Raw genomic sequence first — 22139 nt, forward strand, 5'->3', positions numbered from 1 at the left:
CCCGCTAATTTCGCGGCAACGGACTCTACTGGTAAAGAGCAACAGGATGGGCGTCAGGAACTATTTGATCGAAGGTGTTTCCGGCACCGGTAAGACGTCGGTCTGCCACGAACTGCGGCGGCGTGGCTACCAGGCCATCAATGGCGATGTCGAGCTGGCTTATCAGGGCGATCCAAAGACGGGGAAACCCTCGGATGGGCTCGCCCACGAGCATCATATCTGGAACGTGGATAAACTCGGAGCACTGGTGGCCGACCAAAGCCATGCGGCGACATTCTTCTGCGGCGGCTCCCGAAATTTCCCGAGCTTCATTGATGTGTTCGATCGGGTTTTTGTTCTTGATGTCGATCTGGATACATTGGAGAGGCGGCTCGCCGAAAGGCCGGAAACAGAATGGGGAGGAAGATCTGCCGAACGGCAGCTTATTCGGCGCTTGCATGCAACGAAAGAAGATATCCCCAAGTGTGGCGTCGTCATCGATGCCACGGTGCCGATTGAACCTGTCGTAGACAGGATTCTGGAAAAGTGCAGCTAGGCCGAAGCCAGCTGCCTCAACCGCGCGACGTCAGCCAGACACCGACCAATGTCACCGCCAATCCTGCGAACATCGCCGTCGTCAGCGGTTCGGAAAACAGCGCCCAGGCCCAGAGCATGGTCACGGGCGGGCTGAGATAGATAGCCGCGCTGACTTGCGCCACCGGAAAGAGGCGCAGGCTTGTATAATAGATCGAATAGGCGGCAAAGGTCGCGACCAGCACCAGCCATGTTATGCCGATCGCGAAGCCGCGGGTCAGCGGCGGCGCGAGATCGCCCTGCATCGTCGCGCAGATGCCGAACAGCACCGAGGCCGTGAGCGTGTGGATGCAAAGGCTTTGATGGACGGGCATATGCCCCATCCGCTGCCGCTTGTGCAGAACCGATGCGAAGGCGAAGACCAGCATCGATCCCACGGTCACGCCATAGGCCCAGACGGGCGCTGCGCCGAAGCTGAGGCTGTCTATCGACACGATCAGCACGCCTGTGACCGCGATCGCCGTGCCCAGCCATTGGCGCGCGCTCAGCCGCTCCCCCAGGACGGGTTGCGAAAGCGCCGCAATCGCCAGCGGCAGGAGGTCGGAAATCAGCGCCACCAGCCCGGTCGGCACCCGTTGCTCGATCGCGAGCGCAAAGCCGCCGAGATAGAGGAAAACCGACATCACGCCGAACAGCATCTGTCCAGCTATTGCGCGCAGCCTCGGCCGGGGGCCGATGGCCAGGGCAAAAGGCAGCAGGATCAAACCCGAAACAAGCGTGCGCCAGAATAGGACCAGCATGACGCTGGCCTCCTGGCTGACATAGCGAATGCCGATGAAGCCGGAACTCCAGCTGAAGATCAGCAGCGTCGCCATCACGGGCCAAAGGAAGCGGCGTTGGCTCGGTGCAGGCCGCGATGGGCATTCGTCTGTCATCTGGTTCTCGTCTGGTGGCGCTCGATCGAACGTCTTTCACGGTCCAGCCATAGGCGAGCGCCGGCGCGATGACACATGACAAATATCGATCGCAATATGACATTTCAGTCTCGTATCTCATGACTATTTGCCAACTGCCGCCGGAACATGCATTCTCTCCCGCAAGATTGTCATTCGAGCTGAACTAGCCATGACCGACTTCACGAGCCGACGCTTAGAAATCGACGCCCTTCGCGCCTTGTGGGCGATCCGCCATCATGGCGGCATCACCCGCGCGGCGGAGGCGTTGGGCCTGTCGCAATCCGCCGTCAGCCACAAGATCAAGCGGCTTGAGACGAGCCTCGATTGCGATCTGCTGAGCCGCAAGCCCGGAGCGACGATGTTCACCGCGGCCGGGGAGGATCTGCTTGACTATGCCGGGCGCATCCTCAGCCTGCATGACGAGGCATTGCTGAACCTGACGAAGACCTCGCTTGCCGGGCGGGTCGCTCTCGGCTTGACCGAGGATACGACCTGCACGGATCTTGCCCGCATATTGGGGCGTTTTCGCCGCCTGCACCCCAACGTCTCCGTGCGCACCAAGGTCCGCATGAGTTTGATTCTCCGGGGGATGCTGGAGCGGGGAGAACTCGACGCCGCCATCGTGCAGGTCTTCGCCCATGAGGTCCGGCCGACCGATGCCGTCCTCTTTCGCGAACAGCTGCATTGGGTCAAGCATCCGGACCTCTCTTTGCCGGCGGACGGGCCGGTTCCGTTTCTCTCCTTCGACGATGAGTGCTTCTATCGCCGATGGGTGTTCGATATCGGACAGGACGGCGGCGTCGTCCTTGAAACCGTATTCGAGTGCTCGAGCGCTGCGGGGATTGTTGCGGCCGTTAACTCGGGCCTGGGTGCGGCGCTTCTGAGCAGTCGTCATCTGCAGCCCGACATGGAAATCATCACCCATGGTCTGCCGGCGCCGCCCGCCCTGGCTTATGTGGTGCGTCGCGGACGCAAGGTGAGAAACCCCGCGCTCGATACGCTTGTGGCGGAAATCGAGAGCGAAATCAGCCGTTACGGAGGCCTGGCTCTGGCGAGCTAGGCGAACCGGCCTGTCGATCAGGGCAATCGGTGCTTGCGCCGCGCATCATTCACTCGAGCGTTCGCTGGCGTTCGAGAGGGGAAGGCGTGTTCTTTCTGTAGATTTGCAGGCTTTGCATGACTGAGGCAGAATGCCGCCCAAGACGAGACGGCGGAAGGAGCGGCCCACTCATGCTCATCGGTTCATGCCACTGCGGCAAGACGGGCTGGACGCTCGACGGCGATCCGGGGTCGATCACGGCCTGCAACTGCACGCTCTGCCGGCGCTACGGTGCGCTGTGGGCCTATGATTATGAAGGAGAGCGCGTCTCTGTCGCCGGACAGACGGCTTCCTATACCCGGGCCGAAGAAAAACAGCCGTCCCTCGAAATATTGTTCTGCCCGTCCTGCGCCAATGTCTTGAGCTGGCGCGGCTTGCGGCTTCAAAAGGATGGCCGCCGCCGCATGGCCGTCAACCTGCGGCTCGCGCCGCCGGATCTCGTCTCAGGCTTGCCTATCGATCATTTCGATGGGCTCGACACGTTCGAGGACTTGCCGTCCCAGGGCAAATGCGTGCGCGATCTCTGGTTTTGATGGCGGGCCGATCGTCTGTCAGTTCGCCAATACCCTTGGCGAAGGGAAGGTGATCTCGACCAATGTGCCTTCGTTCGGGGCCGAGTTGATGGAGAAGGTCGCCCTGTTGGCGTCGACCATGGCCTTGGTCAGCGGCAGGCCGAGGCCGGTGCCGTCGCCGCGCTTGCGGGAGTTGGTGGACACCTGCCGGAACGGCTTCATCGCCTGCTCCAGCTCCGAGCGCGTCATGCCGACGCCCGTATCCCGGATGCGCATCACGACGCTGCCATTGCCCTCATAGGAGGTCGACACGACGATCTGGCCGCCGGATGGCGTGAAGCGGATGGCGTTGGAGAGGATGTTGAGCGCGATCTGCTTGATGGAGCGCAGGTCGGCCACGACATTCGGCACCGCTTGCGACAGCGCCGTGCGGATGATGACGCGCTGGCTGTTGGCCTGCGGCTGCACCAGCGACACGGCTTCGGTGATCGCTTCATTGAGGCCGACAGAGGCGAAATCCAGGTCCATCTCGCCGGCTTCGATCTTCGAGATGTCGAGGAGATCGTTGACGATGTCGAGCACATGGCGGCCGGAGCGGCCGATATCGGTCGCATATTCGACGTAGCGCGAATGGCCGATCGGCCCGAAGCGCTCGCCGGCCATCATGTCGGAAAAGCCGATGATGGCGTTGAGCGGCGTGCGGATTTCATGGCTGACGCGGGCCAGGAAATCCGTCTTGTGGGCATTGGCGGTTTCGGCGGCGCGCTTGGCGTTGCGCAGCTCTTCTTCCGTGCGTTTCCATTGCGTGATGTCGCGGATGACCGCGCAATAGCCGTTCGAGGAGTTCAGCCGGCCCATGGTCATGAACAGCGGCACGAAGCCGCCGGACGCTTCGCGGCCGATCACTTCGCGCCCGTCGTTGAGCACGCTGGCGACGCCATGGCCCGAAAGGCCGCCGAGATAATCGAGCACCGCCTTCTGGCTCTCATGCGCAAACAGCATGACGAAGGGTTTGCCGCGCGTTTCCTGGTCGTCGTAGTTGAACAGGGCGCTCGCGGAGCGGTTCATCGACCGGATCTCGCCCTCCTGGCCGATGATGATGACGCCGTCCGTCGCCGTCTCCAGCGTCGAGCGCAGTTCCTCGATCTCGACCTGCAGCTTGGCAACCTTTTCGAGGATGCGTTCCGGTCGGGCTTCCTCGGGAACGGGCTGCGGCTGCGGTGCCGGCGGCTCGCTTTTTTCCACCGGCATCAGCGCCAGCATCAAGGCCGTGCCGTCTTCCCAGCGGATCGACTGCAGCCGGGCCGTCACCGGCACCAGCGCGTCGTCGGCGCGCACCACCATCATCGTGCCGGGCCGCTCGGTCTTGTTCTCCAGATCGTTGCGCTGCAGCAGCGCATCGAGGCCGCCGACCTGCTCGAGGTCTTCCAGGCTGTCATAGCCGGTCAGTCGCAGGAATTCCGGATTGCCGTGGATGAGGCGATCGCCGGCATGGACGAGGACGGCGAGCGGTAGCTGATCGACGATATCGGACGACAAGCCCGTGCGCATTTTCACGCGCGGCGGAATGGCGTTGCTGAGGACATCCAGCGGATCGAAATCCTCTTCCGGCTCGGCGGAAGGGGCAGGGTTCTCCGCATGGGCACCGTCGCCCGCAACGGGAATATCTTCCCCCGTGCTCTCGACCAGCTTCACGATCGGCGGAGGTGCGCTCTCTTCCGCGCGCGCAGCTTCCGTCTGCCGGTCATCGTCGTGGCTGTTTTCATCGGTCGTTTCCGTCGCGTCGGACAGGATTTCGTCGGCCGCATTCGGTTGCGGGGCGATATCGGCATCGTCATCATGCCGCTCGTGGCGGGGCTGCTCCGCTGGCGGTTCCGTGCGTTTGCCGAAGGGCTCGAGCTGCCGGGCGATTTCGCGGAACGCCGCCTGCTCGCTGAGCGAAAGTCCGGCCTGTGTCAGTGTCCGGCGCTCGTGCAGCCGAACGACCTTGTCCGATTCACGACGGTTGTGCGTGTCGGAAATCCGCAGGGCAGGCGGTTCGTAATGCGGCGCGGAAGTATCTTCCGCCGCGTCCTGCATCGGGCTTTCGATCTCTTCCGCGGCCTTTGCCGCCGTCAGAGTCTCTTCCGGTTCCTGAGCCGGCGGCTCGTTCGATGCGGCGTCTGTTTCCGCCGCCGCCTCGGCAATAGGGGCCGCCCCATCGGTTTCCCGGCCAACGAGGGCCATGCCGCGTTTCACCGGATCTTCGATGGCATCAGCGAGACGGACGACACCGAAGCCTCTGAAGCCATCGAATTCGCGGCTGCGTGTATAGGTCGGCAAGGCGGCAAGATCGACCGGCACCATCAGGCTCGTGCCTTCCACCGGCCAGTAGATCGTCCGTCCGGACCATGTGTCGCGTCGCGCCAGCAGTTCGGCGATCTTGCCGTCCGGATCGAGATTGAAGCGGTGGGCGACATCGGCGAAGGCAGTGCCGGCAATCTGGGCGGCATGCGGGCCGACCGCATCGGCGAATTCGCGGGAAACCTCGCTGAACTGGCCCGCGGCGTCGATCTTCCAGACGAACCGGGTAGCGCGCCCGTTGCGCTTGAAGCTGAAACCTTCCTCCGGAGCGCTGTCAGTGCCGGCTTGAGTTGCCGGGGAAGGCGGCTCCGCTTCCGTCGTTGTCTCTATTGCGGTGTTGCCGTCGTCGCTCGCTGCGGCGTCCGGCTGGTGTTCGTCGGCTTGGGCTGCCGTTTCGGCAGCAGCCTCGGGTGCGCTGTCGGGTGAGGCATGGGTATCCGCCTTCACTTCCGCTTCGCTTGAGCTTTCAGCGGCCGGTGCCGGGTCCTGCTGTTCGTCTGCCCGATATTCCGGCGTCTCGTCCAGCTCCTCGATGCCGGCCACCGCATCGATGACGTCGCCGAACGGCGCTGTCCCCTCGGCTATAGGAGCTGCTTTCGGTGTCTCGTCCGCCGCCGCTGCTTCCAGCTCCTCCCGGGCTTCCTCCACCTGCGGCTCCACGGTTGCGGCGGCGCGCGCGGCGTCGGCCAGGCTTTCCGTGGGGTCGAGATGGCCCAGCACCGTTTCCACCACGAACAGCAGGTGCAGGGCGGGAATTTCCGAGAGCTTGCCGATGGCGGCAGGCAGGTAGCCGCGCCCGGTCGGGATGGGCCGCTTGATCAGCCGGTCGGGCTGCGCGCCGGCCATGGTCGTCAGCATTCGCGCCGTCTGCGGCGTAATATCGAGCGAGCCGAACCGCGTGGATGCGGTGATGATTTCGCCATCGCGGCCGATGACGGCCATATGGGTATCGGGATCGTCGAACCCGTCGATCATGCGCCGGGCACACTCGACTGCCGCAAGCGGCTTGGAAGAGACCGGAGAGGAAAACAGCACGGCCTCTTCGCCCGCCTGGATGCGGATAAGCTCGACGGCCGCGTTGACGACCGCCCGCTGGAAGCCCGAGGCCATGCGGATCAGGAATGTCCGCTGGTCACCGACCGCGCCGAGACCGCGCGCCGTCGCGTCGATCTGTCGGAACGAGACGTCGCCGGGCTTTGGTCCCTGCTCGACAAAATCATAAATGGCGTCATAGCCGAAAAGGTTGGCACCGGCGCCGTTGGCCCAGAGCACGCGATCCATGCCGGTCGAAAACATGACCATGGCTTCACCGCGCGCAAAGCGCTCCCGAACGCGCGGATGCACGGCAATGTCAATGAACGGATATTGAATTGCGGGCATATTCCAACCTGTTTTGCGGGCGTAACCGCCTCTCTTGCTTTAACAGTTTATTAATATCGGCGCCCCGCTTCCCGGTCCAGCGAAGGGTCCATTTTTCGGCCGAAAAGGTTAACGCGTTGTGCGCTGCAAAAATTATATTGCACTGCACAATTTTTTGAACTATATAAGCTGCATAAACTTTAACGACTGGTGCCTCCGGGAGGCCCCCAAAGGAGCGTAATCATGGCTACTGTAAAGAAAGACGACGTTTTTTCAACGGCTGCATTCGACCCGTCCAAGTTCTCTGAATCGTTCCGCGACTTCGCGGAAAAGGGCGCTGCCCAGTCCAAGGAAGCCTTCGCGAAGCTGAAGACGGCGACCGAGGAAGCCGGCAAGACCGTTGAAGCAACCGTGCAGAACGCACAGGCTGGTTCGCTGGAAATCGGCCTCAAGGCAATCGACGTTCTGCGCACCAATGCCGAAAGCTCGCTGGCGCACATGGAAGCCCTGCTTCGCGTCAAGTCCGTTGGCGAACTCTTCGAACTTCAGACCGCTTTCATCCGCAAGCAGGCGGAAGTCACCGTCGAGCAGGCCAAGTCCATTCAGGAAACCACGAAGAAGGTTGCCGAAAAGCTGGCGAAGCCGAGCAAGGACGCTGCCGAAAAGGCAATGGCCTCCTTCAAGGCTTAACGCATTTCCAATACGCCTCCAAAGGCATGAACGCCCCGTTCTCAGGCGAAAGACCTGGGGGCGGGGCTTTTTATTGCGTGGATGGGGGATTCAAGCCTCGGCGCGCATCTTGGCTTGGATATCTGCAAAGCTTTTTTATATTGCGGGGAGATAGGACTTGAAATAATTTCAAAGTCCTCGTATGTCACCCCCGTTCGCGGCGACGCGAGCAAGTGCGGTTGTAGCTCAGTTGGTTAGAGCGCAGGTTTGTGGCACCTGAGGTCGGAGGTTCGAGACCCCCCAACCGTACCATTTTCTCCACACAGAATGTCGGGCATGCGTCGCTGCAATCAGCGGCCGGAGCTTATTTCTTGTCTTTCGGCTTCTTTTCCACATGTCCGGGCGATATCGGATCGCTGGCGGGAAAGGTCTCTTCCAGCGCTTCCTCGAGATAGTCGTCCTGTTCCTTGTGCTCTTTTTCGCTGGGTTTCTGCGGCTTCTTGTCGGTCATCATCCTTGCTCCCTGGCTTTTCCCAAGGATACTAGGCTTCGCCCGGCCTTTGTCCAGCATCGTGGTGCAGCGTCGAAAGGCCGAACGGCGTCACTTTCCGTTATGCCGGATTCATATTGGAACCGTGCCCGTTCCCGCCCGTTCTGTTCGTGAGAGCAACGAGACGAAAGGAGCGGACCATGTCTGTACCGAACGAGCCGATCCCAGACTCGCCTCCCATGCCGGAACCCGGCTGGACGCCGAAGCCGCCGATCGAAGAGCCGGAGCCGGACAGATTGCCGGATGAGATTCCCGTTCCCAACCCGGACGAGAACGAGGAGCCGCCGAAGCACGCGGCGGCTTCGGCGGTGCCGCATCCTCCGTCATGGTGGAGCAATTTGCTTCCATGATCCTTGTGAAAGCCAAGCCCTTCCAGTCATGGGGTTATTGCGCGGACGTCACAAAAACATCCGCCGCTCTTCGCTGACAAGCTCCTGCAGGAAATCCGCAACGGTGCGGACGCGCACAAGGTCGCGGGCGCTTTCGTGATAGGTGGTCCAATAGGCGCGCTTGATGGAGACATCGGGCAGGATGCGGGCGAGTTCCGGAAACTGCCGGGCAATATAATCGTGCAGGATGCCGATGCCGGCGCCGGAGCGCACCGCTTCCGTCTGGCCGATCGCCGTGGAAATCTCGAAGGAGGCATCCCAGCTGCGCATGATCTCGCCGGAAAAATTCAGCGACGCGGTGAAGATCAGGTCTTCGACATAGCCGACACGCGGATGCAGCTTCAGCGCCTCGACGCTCTCGGGCAATCCCGCCTGCTCCAGATAGGCTTTGGAGGCATAGAGGCCGAGCGTGTAGTCCGTCAGCTTCGATGAGACGAGGCGGCCCTGTTCGGGGCGTTCCAGCGTGATCGCGATATCGGCTTCGCGCTGCGACAGCGAAAAGGAGCGGGGAATGGGCACGAGCTGGATGCGCAGCTCCGGATAACGCGCGATCAGCCGCCCGAGCCGCGGTGCGAGAAAGGATACCCCGAAACCATCGGGCGCGCCGATGCGCACCGTGCCGGTGATGGCGCTGTCGAGATGGCCGACGCTTGCCTGAGCGCGCAGCATCTCGGTTTCCATGCGCTCGGCAGCATGCAGGAAAATCTCGCCTTCCGCGGTCAGGTCGCAGCCATTGGTGCGGCGCACCAGCAGCCGCGTCTTCAGGCGCTCCTCCAGCGTCGTGACCCGCCGCGAGAGGGTTGCATGGTTGACGCCGAGCCGCTTGGAGGCGGCCAGGATCTGGCCAGTGCGCGCCACGGCGAGAAACATGCGGACGTCATCCCAATCCATTTGCACATCCGGGACTTCAATTTTTGCACAACGGTTGCTTATAACAGCTCATTGATTTGTGCAAATTGAAGTGCCATCCTGTCATCATCCAAGAAAACGAGGAGGCACATCCATGCGTGAGATCGGTCATTTCATCGGCGGCAAGCACGTCGCCGGCACCAGCGGACGCACCAGCAACGTCTACAATCCGGCAACCGGCGAAGTGCAGGCGACCGTCGCGCTCGCAAGCGTCGAGGAGCTCCGCGCCGCGGTCGCAAATGCCAAGGCCGCGCAGCCGAAATGGGCCGCAACCAATCCGCAGCGCCGCGCCCGCGTCTTCTTCAAGTTCGTCGAGCTTCTGAACCAGAACATGGATGAGCTGGCTGTCCTGCTCTCTTCGGAGCACGGCAAGACGGTCGAGGATTCCAAGGGCGACATCATCCGCGGCCTCGAAGTCTGCGAATTCGTCTGCGGCATTCCGCACCTGCAGAAGGGCGAGTTCACCGAAGGCGCCGGCCCGTCGATCGACATGTACTCCATCCGCCAGCCTGTCGGCGTCGGTGCCGGCATCACGCCGTTCAACTTCCCGGGCATGATCCCGATGTGGATGTTCGCGCCTGCGATCGCCTGCGGCAATGCCTTCATCCTGAAGCCGTCCGAGCGTGACCCGTCCCTGCCGATCCGTCTGGCCGAACTCATGATCGAAGCCGGCCTGCCGGCAGGCATCCTCAACGTCGTCAACGGCGACAAGGCCGCGGTCGACGCCATCCTGACCGATCCGGATATCGCTGCCGTTTCCTTCGTCGGCTCCACGCCGATCGCCCGCTATGTCTATGGCACGGCCGCCATGAACGGCAAGCGCGCCCAGTGCTTCGGCGGCGCCAAGAACCACATGATTATCATGCCCGACGCCGACATGGACCAAGCCGTCAACGCCCTGATGGGCGCCGGCTACGGTTCCGCCGGCGAGCGCTGCATGGCGGTATCGGTCGCAGTTCCGGTCGGCGAGGACACGGCCAACCGTCTCGTCGAGAAGCTGGTGCCGAAGATCGAATCGCTGCGCATCGGCCCCTATACCGACGACAAGGCCGACATGGGCCCGCTCGTCACCAAGGACGCCTATAACCGTGTCAACGGCCTGATCGACCGCGGTGTCGAGGAAGGCGCCAAGCTCGTCGTCGATGGCCGCGGCTTCAAGCTGCAGGGCTACGAGGACGGCTATTTCGTCGGCGGCACGCTGTTCGACCACGTCAAGCCGGATATGGACATCTACAAGACCGAGATCTTCGGGCCGGTTCTCTCGGTCGTCCGCGCCAAGAACTACGAGGAAGCGCTCGATCTGCCGATGAAGCACGAATATGGCAACGGTGTCGCCATCTACACGCGTGACGGCGATGCCGCCCGCGATTTCGCCTCGCGCATCAACATCGGCATGATCGGCGTCAACGTTCCGATCCCGGTTCCGCTCGCCTATCATTCCTTCGGCGGCTGGAAGGCTTCGAGCTTCGGCGATCTCAACCAGCATGGCACGGACTCGATCAAGTTCTGGACGCGCACCAAGACGATCACCGCCCGCTGGCCTTCCGGCATCAAGGACGGCGCCGAGTTCGTCATGCCGACGATGAAATAAGCTTTGCTGCTGTGATGATAACCGCCGCCGTCCGACATCTTTCGGGCGGCGGTTTTTTGTTGCGTCTGTTTTCGATCGAGTCATCTTGCCTAAGCCGTCGTTTTCGATTAGAACAAAAAGAGAACAACGGGAGGGCCGCGCGATGTCCGTGACCTATCAGATCGACTATCTTGAATTTCCGTCGAAAGACGGCCTGAAAACCCGCCGCTTCTTCGAGGAAGCCTTCGACTGGAGTTTTGTCAGCTACGGTCCGACCTACCATGTCATCGAGGCTGCCGGCATAGATGCCGGCATCGATGGGGACGCAGGTGAGGCGGCGGGGGCACCTTTGCCCGTCGTGCGCACGACCGATTTGGAAGCCGCCCAGCGCGCTGTCGAGTTCGCCGGCGGTGTCATCACCCGCCCGGCCTTCGATTTTCCCGGCGGCCGCCGCTTCCATTTCCGCGAGCCGGGCGGCTGCGAAATGGCCGTCTGGGTTTCCTCGACGTAGAAGCCGCCTGTGCGGGCATGGCATCAAGGCCGCAGTGTCGCGGGCTGATTTGCTTGCGGATACGCATGGCGCTGTGGATCAATATTTTCCTGTTGCTCGGCGTCGATTTTCCTGCTCTCAAATGCAACGGTAAGGCGAGCGATGTGTGGCGCAACACGTCTCCCGGCGGCCGTTGCCAGAACTGCTTCCTGGAAAGTGCTCGTCCTCTTGTGGGGTGGAGGACCAGAATATGGCAGCTGTTGAACAAAATTATCCGGCGGGTGGCGGATCACTTTTCCAAAGAGCATCTTTTACCGGGAGTGCCTCCGAATATTTCGGTATCTGGATTGTCAATATCCTGCTGACAATCGTGACGCTCGGCATCTATTCCGCCTGGGCAAAGGTGCGTCGCAACCGCTATTTCTACGGTAACACGGCCATTTTGGGCCATAGTTTCGAGTATCACGCCCAGGGCAAGCAGATATTGATCGGCCGGCTTATCGTCTTTGGTCTTCTCATCGTGCTGAACATACTTGCGCATGTGGCACCCCTGGCAGTCTTGGCGGTTTGGCCGGTCTTGCTGGTGATATTTCCCTGGTTTCTCATGCGAGGACTGCGGTTCAACGCCCGCGTGACAAGCTATCGCAACGTACGTTTTGATTTTGTGGGAACCTACTATGGCGGCGCGTTCAAGGCGGTCTTCCTGGGTGCGGTCGTGACGGTGATATCCGTCGGATTGCTGTCTCCCATTGCCAGTCGCTGGTTCTACAAATATGTCTTCGACAACCTCCGTTATGGTGATCGACCATTTTCGACCGATCCGCGATTGGGCGCTCTCTACGAGGCATTCTTCACGGTAATCGCGATCGTGATTGCCGCCGTCGTGATCCTGGGACTTTTCGGTGCTGTCGCAGGTGGTTTCGGCGACCGCTCCATGGGTGCGGGAATGGGTAGCATCAGCCTATGGCATTGGATGGTTGTGCTTATTTTCCCGGTCTACATATTCGCCGCGCTCTACTATCGCGCGACGGTGCGCAACATCATCTGGTCGGCCGCAATGCTCGATCATCGCCATCAGCTCAAGAGCGACATCGGTCGTCGGCGCTATGCGTGGATTGCGATTTCGAACGTGGTTGTGACCCTGATAACCCTCGGACTGATGCGCCCCTGGGCGGCAGTCCGCATGCAGGCTTTTCTTGCCGAGCATACTTCTGTCCATGTCGATGGCGAGATCGGTGTCGTCTTCGATCAGATCCGCTCGACCGGCAGTGCCATAAGCGCGGAATATCTCGACATAGACGGATTCGACTTTGGGTTCTGATCAGCAAGCGATCGCGACGGGCGTCTGGCATCCGCCGCATTCCAGCCGGGAAGTTCCAGCCCGTTTGCTGGACATCGGCGGATCGCTCATGGTGCTGTCGGACGAAAAGGAGGATGAAGGCAGGCGGCTTGCCTGGGGTATCCGCGCCGACATCGAGGTCAGCCAGCGTGTCGGTTCCATCCCGCGTCGCATTGTGTTCGGAAATGAATCGGTTTTCGAAACCCGTGATAACGACGCCATCGACGCCTATCTGCGAGGCCGCGGCGAAGGGCGCAGCGGCCTCATTCATGCGCTCGAGATCGTTCGCCCTCGGCTGATCGCCTTCGCTCTGGCGATAGTTGTCCTTGCTACGGCAATTTATCACTACGCCTTGCCGGCGTTGGTGGAAGTCGCCGTTGTTGTAACTCCGCCCATAGTCCCGCAGATGATGTCAGCGGGAACGCTGAAGACGCTCGACAAGGTGACCTTCGGCCCCAGCAAGCTTCCGGAGGCGCAACAGGCGGAAATCCGCAATGACTTTGCTCGGCTGGCCGCGAACGCGGAGGGCGGAGCAGGGCGCTATCACCTGAACTTCCGCGATGGCGGCCTTATCGGCCCGAATGCCTTTGCTCTGCCGGATGGCAATCTCGTTCTCACGGATCAACTCGTCGAGCTTGCGGGCGGCGATCGGGAGATGGTTATGGCCGTTCTGGGGCATGAGGTCGGTCACGTCGAATACAAGCACAGCCTGCGCCAGCTTTATCGTGCCGCCGGTGTTGCGGGTCTGGTCCTGCTGATTGGCGGCGATGTCGGCTCCGGCGTGCAGGACCTGCTGACCCAGGGTGGAGGCTTGCTTGCGCTTTCCTATTCCCGCGAGGCCGAGACACAGGCCGACCGCCGCTCGGTCGAGCTGATGCAGGCGGCGGGCATGGACCCGGCGGCTTTGTCGCGTTTCTTCGATACTCTCGAAACGAAACTCGACGATCACGGCAGCACAAGTATGCTGGCGACGCACCCAGGCACACCGGAGCGAAAGCAGGCGATCCTTGATTATGCCAGGGAGCTGAAGGAGAAGCAGTCGAAGCCGGGCTTCTGACGCTCTCAGAATAACGTGAATATGAATTTCATATTTTGGAATTGTTCAAAACTGAGAAAGCCACTATATACGGTCCAGCCCCCAAGCAGCCTTGATTCCAGGAGATCGGCATGCGTTTGACAAAGCAGACAAATTACGCGGTGCGCATGTTGATGTATTGCGCCGCCAATGATGGCTATCTGAGCCGCATCCCGGAAATAGCCAGGGCCTACAGCGTTTCCGAGCTGTTTCTCTTCAAGATCCTGCAGCCGCTGACCAAGGCGGGCCTTGTCGAAACGGTGCGCGGTCGCAATGGCGGTGTGCGCCTCGCCAAACCCGCGGCCGATATCAGCCTGTTCGACGTCGTCCGCGTCACCGAGGATAGCTTCGCCATGGCGGAGTGCTTCGAGGAGGGCGTGGTGGAATGCCCGCTGGTCGATAGCTGCGGTCTTAACTCGGCACTGCGCAAGGCGCTGAACGCCTTCTTCGACGTTCTGACGGAATATTCCATCGACGATCTGGTGAAGGCACGGCCGCAGATCAACTTCCTGCTCGGCCTGACCGACCGGGATCACAAGGTGATTGCCAAGAAGCCGGCGATCGCGGCGCCGGCCGCCTGACGCATCCGTTCCGAAATCGATCATTTTAGGTCCGCAGTTGCCTCCGGCAGCTGCGGATTTTCGTTTGTATTGCCTCGTATACGGGCAACAGGTGGTTAACGGATCGCGAGAAGAAAACGTCAAATCGTTCTGAATCTGCTAAAAAGCAGCAAAATTTTGCCAGAATATTACTAATTCAAAGGTCTTTTCGCCTGAAAATTTCCAAACTCTATAAATTGGAAAAATTTTAGGCGGCGCTTGTTGCTTTCAAACTTAAAATAAAGTTCCATCGGCGCGATCCGAATAGGAACCCTCGTGGTGTCCACGGCTTCAAAAGAATAACAAACCTGGGAAACGATATCATGAAAAAGATTTCTGTCCTGCTGGCAGTGACAGCCTTGACTTCGGTCATGGCAACGTCCGCCTGGTCGAAAACGCTTGTCTATTGCTCGGAGGGTTCGCCGGAAGGTTTCGATCCGGGTATCTACACTGCCGGTACCACGTTCGATGCTTCTTCGCGTACGGTCTACAGCCGCCTCGTCGAATTCAAGCATGGCAGCACCGAGGTCGAGCCCGGCGTCGCCGAAAGCTGGACCGTTTCCCCCGACGGCAAGGAATACACCTTCAAGCTCCGCAAGGGCGTGAAGTTCCAGACGACCGATTTCTTCACGCCGACGCGTGACCTCAACGCCGACGACGTCGTTTTCTCGATCAGCCGTCAGCTCAACACGGACAATCCGTGGGCCAAGTATGTCGCCGGCGGTTCGTATGAATATGCCGATGGCATGGGCTTCCCGAAGCTCATCAAGTCGGTCGAGAAGGTTGACGATCTCACCGTCAAGTTCGTCCTGAACCGTCCGGAAGCTCCGTTCATCGCCGACCTGGCCATGGACTTCGCCTCGATCCTGTCGAAGGAATATGCAGACAAGCTGCAGGCCGACGGCAAGATGGAGCAGATGAACCAGCAGCCGCTCGGCACCGGCCCGTTCACCTTCGTCGCCTACCAGCCGGATGCAGTCATCCGCTACAAGGCGAATGAATCCTACTTCAAGGGCAAGGAAAAGATCGACGATCTCGTCTTCGCGATCACGCCGGACGCATCCGTTCGCGCGCAGAAGCTGAAGTCCGGCGAATGCAACATCATGCCTTACCCGAACGCAGCCGACATCAAGGACCTGAAGGCGGACCCGAACCTCAAGGTTCTCGAGCAGGCCGGCCTGAACGTTTCCTACCTCGCCTACAACACGCTGGTTGCTCCCTTCGACAAGGTCGAAGTGCGCAAGGCGATCAACATGGCCGTCAACAAGCAGGCCATCGTCGACGCCGTCTTCCAGGGCTCGGCCTCGGTTGCGACCAACCCGATCCCGCCGACCATGTGGTCCTACAACAAGGACGTGAAGGACGACGCCTACAACCCGGACGAGGCCAAGAAGCTGCTTGAAAAGGCAGGCGTCAAGGATCTCAGCATGAAGATCTGGGCCATGCCGGTTTCGCGTCCCTACATGCTGAACGCGCGCCGCGCCGCCGAGCTGATGCAGGCGGACCTGGCCAAGGTCGGCGTCAAGGTCGAGATCGTCACCTACGACTGGGCCAAGTACCTGAAGCTCTCCTCCGCCAAGGACCGTGATGGTGCGGCTATCCTCGGCTGGACCGGCGACAACGGCGATCCGGACAACTTCCTTGACACGCTGCTCGGCTGCGATGCCGTCGGCGGCAACAACCGCGCGCAGTGGTGCAACAAGGAATTCGACGATCTGGTGAAGAAGGCCAAGCAGACGGCCGACATCAAGGAGCGCACGAAGCTCTATGAAGAGGCTCAGGTCGTCTTCAAGCGCGAAGCACCATGGATGACCATCGACCATTCGGAAGAGTTCATCCCGATGACGAAGAATGTCTCCGGCTATTCTCAGGATCCGGTCGGCGTTCATCGCTTCGACGGCGTCGATATCGCCGAATAACGAAAAATCTGTGAGAATGCCCGGCCAAGACCGGGCTACCCCGGCGGTCAGGCCCCTTGCCTGACCGCCGGAAAAATTTGGACATCTGCCATGTTGCGATTTCTTTTCAGCCGCCTAGCGGTGCTGATCCCGACATTCCTCGGCGTATCGATCGTTGCCTTCTCCTTCATTCGCCTGCTTCCCGGCGATCCTGTCATGCTGCTGTCGGGCGAACGTGTCATGTCGCCGGAACGCCATGCACAGATCTCCCACGATCTCGGCTACGACCAGCCGATGATCGTCCAGTACGGCAGGTACATCTGGAATGCCCTGCACGGCGACCTCGGCACCTCGATCACGACCAAGCGTGACGTACTGACCGACTTCATGACCTTCTTCCCGGCGACGCTCGAGCTGTCGATCTGCGCCATGATCCTGGCGATCTGTCTTGGCATCCCGGCCGGCGTTTTCGCCGCCGTCAAGCGCGGCACATGGTTCGACCAGAGTGTCATGGGCGTTGCCCTCATCGGCTATTCCATGCCGATCTTCTGGTGGGGCCTGCTGCTCATCATCGTCTTCAACGGCTATCTGCACTGGACGCCGGTTTCGGGCCGCATCGGCCTCATCTACTTCTTCAAGCCGATCACCGGCTTCATGCTGATCGACAGCCTGCTGTCCGGCCAGAAGGGCGCCTTCTGGTCCGCTCTCAATTCTCTGATCCTGCCGACCATCGTGCTCGGCACCATTCCGCTCGCCGTCATCGCCCGCCAGACGCGCTCCGCCATGCTCGAAGTGCTCGGCGAGGACTATGTGCGCACGGCCCGTTCCAAGGGCCTGTCGCCGCTGCGCGTCGTGTCCGTGCATGCGCTGCGCAATGCGATGATTCCGGTCGTCACGACGATCGGCCTGCAGGTCGGCGTGCTGCTCGGCGGCGCCATCCTGACCGAGAGCATCTTCTCCTGGCCGGGCATCGGCAAATGGATGATCGACGCGGTCTTCAAGCGCGATTATCCCGTGGTGCAGGGCGGGCTGCTGCTGATTGCCGGCATCGTCATGCTCGTCAATCTCGCTGTCGACCTGCTCTACGGCTTCGTCAATCCACGCATTCGTCACTAGGAGCGGTCCATGAGCACGGTAAGCGTCAAATCCGACCGTCCTTCCGCTCTCGCGGAGTTCTGGTACTACTTTTCCCGCAACAAGGGCGCCGTCATCGGCCTTGCGATCTTTCTCTTCGTCCTGTTCCTGGCGATCTTCGCCGGCGTGGTTTCGCCGCATGACCCCGATACCGCCTATGGCAGCGCCATGCAGCGCCTGCCGCCGGCCTGGGGTCAAGGCGGCAACAGCAGCTTCCTGCTCGGCACGGATGCCAACGGCCGCGATCTGCTGTCGCGCCTCATCTACGGGACGCGGTTCTCGCTGTTCATCGGCCTCGTCGTCGCATCGCTTTCGGCGATCGCCGGCATCCTGATCGGCCTTGTCGCCGGCTATGTTCGCGGCCGCACCGATACGATCATCATGCGTGTCATGGATATCATTCTCGCGGTGCCGTCGCTGCTGCTCGCCCTGGTGCTGGTGGCCATCCTCGGGCCGGGCCTTACCAATGCGATGATCGCGATCTCCATCGTCAACCAGCCGCATTTCGTTCGCCTGACGCGCGCATCCGTCATGGCCGAGCGTGACAAGGAATATGTCATCGCCTCGCGCGTTTCCGGCGCCGGTCCGTTGCGCCTGATGTTCAAGACGATCCTGCCGAACTGTCTCGGGCCGCTGATCGTGCAGGCGACGCTTGCCTTCTCGTCGGCCATTCTCGATGCCGCCGCCCTCGGCTTTCTCGGTCAGGGCGCCCAGCCTCCGACGCCGGAATGGGGCACGATGCTCGCGGATTCGCGCGAATTCTTCCAGAGCAACCCTTGGCTCGTTACTTTCCCCGGTCTCTGCATCCTGATCACGGTGCTCGCCATCAATCTGATGGGCGACGGCCTGCGCGATGCATTCGACCCGAAGCTGAAGAGGTCGTAATGGCACTCCTCGATATTTCCAATCTATCCGTTGAATTCCAGACTTCGTCCGGCCTGTTCCGGGCGGTCGATGGCGTCTCGCTGAAATGCGACAAGGGAGAAATCCTGTCGATCGTCGGCGAGTCCGGCTCCGGCAAGTCGGTCTCCATGCTTGCCATGATGGGACTTCTGCCCTGGACGGCGAAGATCACCGCCGACCGCATGACCTTCGACGGCAAGGATTTGCGCGGCATTTCCGCCCGCCAGCGCCGCAAGATCATCGGCAAGGATATGGCGATGATCTTCCAGGAGCCGATGTCGAGCCTCAATCCGTGCTTCACGGTCGGCTTCCAGCTCGGCGAAACCCTGCGCATTCACATGGGTCTGGACCGCAAGGCACGCCGCCAGCGCTCGATCGAGCTTCTGAATCTCGTCGGCATTCCGGCGCCCGAAGATCGCCTGTCGAACTTCCCGCACCAGATGTCGGGCGGCATGAGCCAGCGTGTCATGATCGCCATGGCGCTGGCCTGCAACCCGAAGCTCCTGATCGCCGACGAGCCGACCACCGCGCTCGACGTCACGATCCAGGCGCAGATCCTCGATCTGCTCGTTCGCCTGCAGCAGGAGCAGGGCATGGCGCTGGTGCTCATCACCCACGACATGGGTGTCGTGGCCGAAACGGCCGAGCGCGTGCAGGTGCAATATGCCGGCCAGAAGGTCGAGGAGCAGCCGGTCAAGGAATTGTTCCGCGATCCGCATCATCCATATACGGCAGCGCTGCTCTCGGCTCTGCCGGAGCGCGCCGAAGTCGGCGAGCGCCTGCCGTCGATTGCCGGCGTCGTTCCCGGTCAGCACGATCGTCCGACGGGCTGTCTCTTTGCGCCGCGTTGTTCCTTCGCCACGCCGGAATGCGACAAGGGCGTCAAGCGCCAGGGCGCGGAGCTCGGCCTGACCCTTTGCAACTACCCGCTGGAACATGGCAAGCCGCTCGGCCACCCCGGCATTGCCGCCACGCAAACAGCAGGAGGTGCCGCATGACCGGCGCTGTTCTCGAAGGGCGCGATCTCGCCCGTTTCTACACCGTCAAGCGCGGCAGCTTCAAACCGGAGGCGACCGTCAAGGCATTGAACGGCGTCAGCTTCAGCCTGCAGTCCGGCCGCACGCTGGCAGTCGTCGGCGAATCCGGTTGCGGCAAGTCGACGCTCGCCCGCCTGGTGACGATGATCGAAAACCCGACATCGGGCGAATTGCTGATCGACGGCAAGCCCGCCAAGCTTGGCGACCGCAGTCTGCGCAGCGCCGTGCAGATCGTGTTTCAGAACCCCTATGGCTCGCTGAACCCGCGTCAGAAGGTCGGCTCCATCCTGGAGGAGCCGCTGAAGATCAACACCGATGACGACGCCGCCACCCGCCGCGGCAAGGCCGAAGCGATGATGGCGCGCGTCGGCCTGCGTCCGGAGCATTACGATCGTTACCCGCACATGTTCTCCGGCGGCCAGCGTCAGCGCATCGCCATCGCCCGCGCCCTGATGCTGCGGCCGAAGGTGCTGGTGCTCGACGAGCCGGTCTCCGCGCTCGACCTGTCGATCCAGGCACAGGTGCTGAACCTGCTGATGGACCTGCAGAAGGAAATGGGGCTTGCCTATCTCTTCATCTCGCACGGCCTTTCCGTCGTTCGCCATATCGCCGACGACGTGATGGTGATGTATCTCGGACGCCCGGTCGAGACCGGCACGGCGGAAGAGGTCTTCAGCCGGCCGCGCCATCCCTATACGGCGGCACTTCTGTCGGCGACGCCGATCGCCGACCCGGAACGCGAGAAGAACCGCATCCGGCTGCAAGGCGAGCTGCCTTCGCCGCTGAACCCGCCGAAGGGCTGCCACTTCAATCCACGTTGCTGGCGTGCTCAGGATCAATGCCGGCAGGTTGCGCCGGAACTGGCGGGCGAGGGAACACATAAATTTTCCTGTTTCTTTCCGCTGGATTGATCCAAGTTGCGAATCGGGCATGGCCAGCGAGAGCGGTCTTGCCCGGTTCAGTTCAATGATTCCGGACAGGCCCGATGCACGATAACCAAGACACGCCCCTCGCCATCATCGTCATGGGTGTGAGCGGCAGCGGCAAATCCTCGATCGGCGAGGGTGTGGCGGCTCGGCTCGGCGTCCATTTCATCGAAGGCGATGCGCTGCATCCGGCCGCCAATGTCGAGAAGATGAGCAAGGGCATTCCGCTGACCGACGAGGATCGCTGGCCCTGGCTCGAAAAGATCGGCGAGGTGATCACCGCAAGCCTTGCCAAGGGCGAGGGGATCGCCGTCTCCTGCTCGGCGCTGAAGCATTCCTATCGCGAGCGCCTGCGGGCATCCGCCGGCGGCCATCTCTATTTCATCTATCTCGAAGGCTCGAAGGCGCTGCTGACGAAGCGTATGGGCGAACGCAAGGGGCATTTCATGCCGGCCTCGCTGCTCGAAAGCCAGCTGCAGACGCTGGAAGTGCCGACCGGCGAGCCCGGCGTCGTGACCGTTGATATCGACGATACGATCGATGCGATCGTCGATGCGGCCGTCAAGAGCCTCAAGGCAATTCTCTGAATCAACGGCTCAGGGCGCGAACCGGTTCGGAGCGTAAGCCGAAATATCGATGAACGGTTTCTCGCCGGTGATGAGTTCGGCAAGCACTCGGCCGGTCACCGGCCCGAGCGTCAGGCCGTGATGGGCGTGCCCGAAGGCGAACCACAGACCGTTGTGGCGCGGAGCCTTGCCGATGATCGGCATCATGTCGGGAGTGCAGGGGCGGGCGCCCATCCAGGGTTCCGGGTCGAGCCGCTCGCCGAGCGGGAAGGCGGCGCGGGCGATGGCTTCGGCGCGATCCAGCTGTACCGGCGTCTTCGGCGCATCGCGCAGAGCAAATTCGGCGCCGGTCGTCAGGCGAATGCCGCGGCTCATCGGCGCCAGCAGATAGCCGCGCTCGGCATCCAGCGTCCAGTTGTTGAGGACGGCATTGCCCTCGGCCGCATAATGCATGTGATAGCCGCGCTTGACCCCGAGCGGAAAGGCGTAGCCGAAGCGTTTCGTCACCAGGTCGGCCCAGGGACCGAGCGCGACGACGACATCCTCCGCCTCGATCGACCCTTCCGCCGTCACCATTCTCCAGGAAGAGCCGGCCATGCCGAGCGAGACCGCATCCCCCGTCGTCACACGGCCGCCGATGCTCTCGAAGTAGCGGCGATAGGCCGCCGTCAGCCCATGCGGGTCCAGAACGGACCAGGGATCGCGCCAGCGCAGGGCGCCGGCAAAGCTGCCTCTCAGATGCGGCTCGGCGGCCGCAAGTTCCGCGCTGCTCAAAGCGTCGGAACCGATCCCGAATTCGCGGTTGAGGCGCTCGGCTTCGGCAAATTCCGCGTCGCGCTTCTCGTTCGACCGGAACAGCTCGACCCAGCCGTTCTTGCGGATCAGTTCCTCGGCATGCGAGGCTTCGATAAGGTCGTTGTGCTCGCTGACGGAATGTTCGATCAGCGGCGCATAGGCGCGCGAGATCATCTCGTGGCGCTTCGTATTGGAGTTCCACCAATAGCGCGCGAGGAAGGCGATCTGCGCGGGCAGGGCGCGCAGATGATAATGCGCATCGACGCGATTGTTGAAGGCATAGCGCAGCAGCAGGCCGAATTGCTGCGGAAAGCCGTAGGGAACGACGCCTTCGCGCTGGATGAGGCCGGCATTGCCGAAGGAGGTTTCCCGGCCGGGCTCCTTCCTGTCGACGAGAACGACCTGGCGGCCCCGCCGCTGGAGATGAATTGCCGTCGAAACACCGACGATGCCCGCACCGAGAACGATTGCGTCCTTTGTCATTTTATCCTGCTATCCGCATGCTCAT

The 22139-nt window shown here is 61.5% G+C and carries 21 protein-coding genes and 1 tRNA gene; 17 read left to right on the plus strand and 5 right to left on the minus strand.

What is annotated here, in order from left to right; genetic code table 11:
- Positions 1–46: 46 nt before the first annotated feature.
- The gene (locus ACQZ6J_RS09260; RefSeq protein WP_449083524.1) at positions 47–535 is read left to right on the plus strand and encodes an AAA family ATPase; all 489 of its coding nucleotides are present in this window, start codon (positions 47–49) and stop codon (positions 533–535) included.
- A gap of 16 nt (positions 536–551) precedes the next feature.
- Here the strand turns inward: ACQZ6J_RS09260 and ACQZ6J_RS09265 are convergent, their stop codons facing one another.
- The gene (locus tag ACQZ6J_RS09265) at positions 552–1448 is read right to left on the minus strand and encodes a DMT family transporter (protein ID WP_449083526.1); all 897 of its coding nucleotides are present in this window, start codon (positions 1446–1448) and stop codon (positions 552–554) included.
- Between the two features lie 190 nt (positions 1449–1638).
- Between ACQZ6J_RS09265 and ACQZ6J_RS09270 the strand changes: the two genes are divergently transcribed.
- On the plus strand, positions 1639–2529 hold the full coding sequence (locus ACQZ6J_RS09270) for a LysR family transcriptional regulator (RefSeq protein WP_449083528.1): 891 nt from the start codon (positions 1639–1641) through the stop codon (positions 2527–2529).
- Between the two features lie 170 nt (positions 2530–2699).
- Positions 2700–3101: a GFA family protein gene (locus ACQZ6J_RS09275; RefSeq protein ID WP_449083530.1), complete on the plus strand. Its 402-nt coding sequence runs from the start codon at positions 2700–2702 to the stop codon at positions 3099–3101.
- 18 nt (positions 3102–3119) lie between these two features.
- Here ACQZ6J_RS09275 and ACQZ6J_RS09280 read toward each other — a convergent pair whose 3' ends face one another.
- On the minus strand, positions 3120–6803 hold the full coding sequence (locus ACQZ6J_RS09280; protein WP_449083532.1) for an ATP-binding protein: 3684 nt from the start codon (positions 6801–6803) through the stop codon (positions 3120–3122).
- Between the two features lie 222 nt (positions 6804–7025).
- On the opposite strand from ACQZ6J_RS09280, the gene ACQZ6J_RS09285 reads away from it, so the two are divergent.
- Both ACQZ6J_RS09285 and ACQZ6J_RS09290 read left to right on the plus strand, forming a co-directional pair.
- A complete protein-coding gene (locus ACQZ6J_RS09285; RefSeq protein WP_163984644.1) occupies positions 7026–7472 on the plus strand; it encodes a phasin in 447 nt (148 codons plus the stop codon).
- Between the two features lie 214 nt (positions 7473–7686).
- A tRNA-His gene (locus ACQZ6J_RS09290) sits at positions 7687–7763 on the plus strand.
- Between the two features lie 52 nt (positions 7764–7815).
- Here ACQZ6J_RS09290 and ACQZ6J_RS09295 read toward each other — a convergent pair.
- Positions 7816–7962 (minus strand): hypothetical protein, encoded by a 147-nt coding sequence (locus ACQZ6J_RS09295; protein ID WP_449083534.1) that lies wholly within the window; start codon positions 7960–7962, stop codon positions 7816–7818.
- Between the two features lie 179 nt (positions 7963–8141).
- On the opposite strand from ACQZ6J_RS09295, the gene ACQZ6J_RS09300 reads away from it, so the two are divergent.
- Positions 8142–8351: a hypothetical protein gene (locus tag ACQZ6J_RS09300; protein ID WP_163984643.1), complete on the plus strand. Its 210-nt coding sequence runs from the start codon at positions 8142–8144 to the stop codon at positions 8349–8351.
- Between the two features lie 48 nt (positions 8352–8399).
- Here the strand turns inward: ACQZ6J_RS09300 and ACQZ6J_RS09305 are convergent, their stop codons facing one another.
- Positions 8400–9281 carry a LysR family transcriptional regulator gene (locus tag ACQZ6J_RS09305; protein ID WP_449083536.1) on the minus strand — a complete coding sequence of 294 codons (882 nt, stop codon included), beginning with the start codon at positions 9279–9281 and terminating at the stop codon, positions 8400–8402.
- A 112-nt stretch (positions 9282–9393) separates the two neighbouring features.
- Here ACQZ6J_RS09305 and ACQZ6J_RS09310 point away from each other — a divergent pair, with 112 nt between their 5' ends.
- The 11 genes from ACQZ6J_RS09310 (at position 9394) to ACQZ6J_RS09360 (ending at position 20857) form a co-directional block, all read left to right on the plus strand.
- Entirely contained in the window at positions 9394–10890 is a 1497-nt protein-coding gene (locus ACQZ6J_RS09310) for a CoA-acylating methylmalonate-semialdehyde dehydrogenase (RefSeq protein WP_449083538.1), read from the plus strand.
- 142 nt (positions 10891–11032) lie between these two features.
- On the plus strand, positions 11033–11380 hold the full coding sequence (locus ACQZ6J_RS09315) for a VOC family protein (protein WP_163984640.1): 348 nt from the start codon (positions 11033–11035) through the stop codon (positions 11378–11380).
- 229 nt (positions 11381–11609) lie between these two features.
- A complete protein-coding gene (locus ACQZ6J_RS09320; protein ID WP_449083540.1) occupies positions 11610–12680 on the plus strand; it encodes a YjgN family protein in 1071 nt (356 codons plus the stop codon).
- The gene (locus ACQZ6J_RS09325) at positions 12670–13755 is read left to right on the plus strand and encodes a M48 family metallopeptidase (RefSeq protein ID WP_449083542.1); all 1086 of its coding nucleotides are present in this window, start codon (positions 12670–12672) and stop codon (positions 13753–13755) included. Before ACQZ6J_RS09320 ends, ACQZ6J_RS09325 begins: the two co-directional genes overlap by 11 nt.
- Before the next feature lie 110 nt (positions 13756–13865).
- Positions 13866–14354, plus strand: coding sequence for an iron-responsive transcriptional regulator RirA (rirA, locus tag ACQZ6J_RS09330; protein ID WP_449083544.1), 489 nt, complete (start codon positions 13866–13868; stop codon positions 14352–14354).
- A gap of 341 nt (positions 14355–14695) precedes the next feature.
- Positions 14696–16291 (plus strand): ABC transporter substrate-binding protein, encoded by a 1596-nt coding sequence (locus ACQZ6J_RS09335; RefSeq protein WP_449083546.1) that lies wholly within the window; start codon positions 14696–14698, stop codon positions 16289–16291.
- A gap of 90 nt (positions 16292–16381) precedes the next feature.
- Positions 16382–17386 carry an ABC transporter permease subunit gene (locus tag ACQZ6J_RS09340; RefSeq protein ID WP_163984635.1) on the plus strand — a complete coding sequence of 335 codons (1005 nt, stop codon included), beginning with the start codon at positions 16382–16384 and terminating at the stop codon, positions 17384–17386.
- A gap of 9 nt (positions 17387–17395) precedes the next feature.
- Positions 17396–18289 carry an ABC transporter permease subunit gene (locus ACQZ6J_RS09345; RefSeq protein ID WP_163984634.1) on the plus strand — a complete coding sequence of 298 codons (894 nt, stop codon included), beginning with the start codon at positions 17396–17398 and terminating at the stop codon, positions 18287–18289.
- Complete coding sequence (locus tag ACQZ6J_RS09350; protein WP_163984633.1) at positions 18289–19305, plus strand: ABC transporter ATP-binding protein; 1017 nt, start codon at positions 18289–18291, stop codon at positions 19303–19305. The genes ACQZ6J_RS09345 and ACQZ6J_RS09350 overlap by 1 nt, the downstream gene beginning before the upstream one ends.
- On the plus strand, positions 19302–20255 hold the full coding sequence (locus ACQZ6J_RS09355; protein WP_163984632.1) for a peptide ABC transporter ATP-binding protein: 954 nt from the start codon (positions 19302–19304) through the stop codon (positions 20253–20255). Before ACQZ6J_RS09350 ends, ACQZ6J_RS09355 begins: the two co-directional genes overlap by 4 nt.
- A gap of 74 nt (positions 20256–20329) precedes the next feature.
- The gene (locus tag ACQZ6J_RS09360; RefSeq protein WP_449083549.1) at positions 20330–20857 is read left to right on the plus strand and encodes a gluconokinase; all 528 of its coding nucleotides are present in this window, start codon (positions 20330–20332) and stop codon (positions 20855–20857) included.
- 9 nt (positions 20858–20866) lie between these two features.
- Here ACQZ6J_RS09360 and ACQZ6J_RS09365 read toward each other — a convergent pair whose 3' ends face one another.
- Positions 20867–22114 carry an NAD(P)/FAD-dependent oxidoreductase gene (locus ACQZ6J_RS09365; protein WP_163984630.1) on the minus strand — a complete coding sequence of 416 codons (1248 nt, stop codon included), beginning with the start codon at positions 22112–22114 and terminating at the stop codon, positions 20867–20869.
- Between the last annotated feature and the right edge of the window lie 25 nt (positions 22115–22139).

This window comes from Rhizobium sp. A37_96 (genome assembly GCF_053521765.1).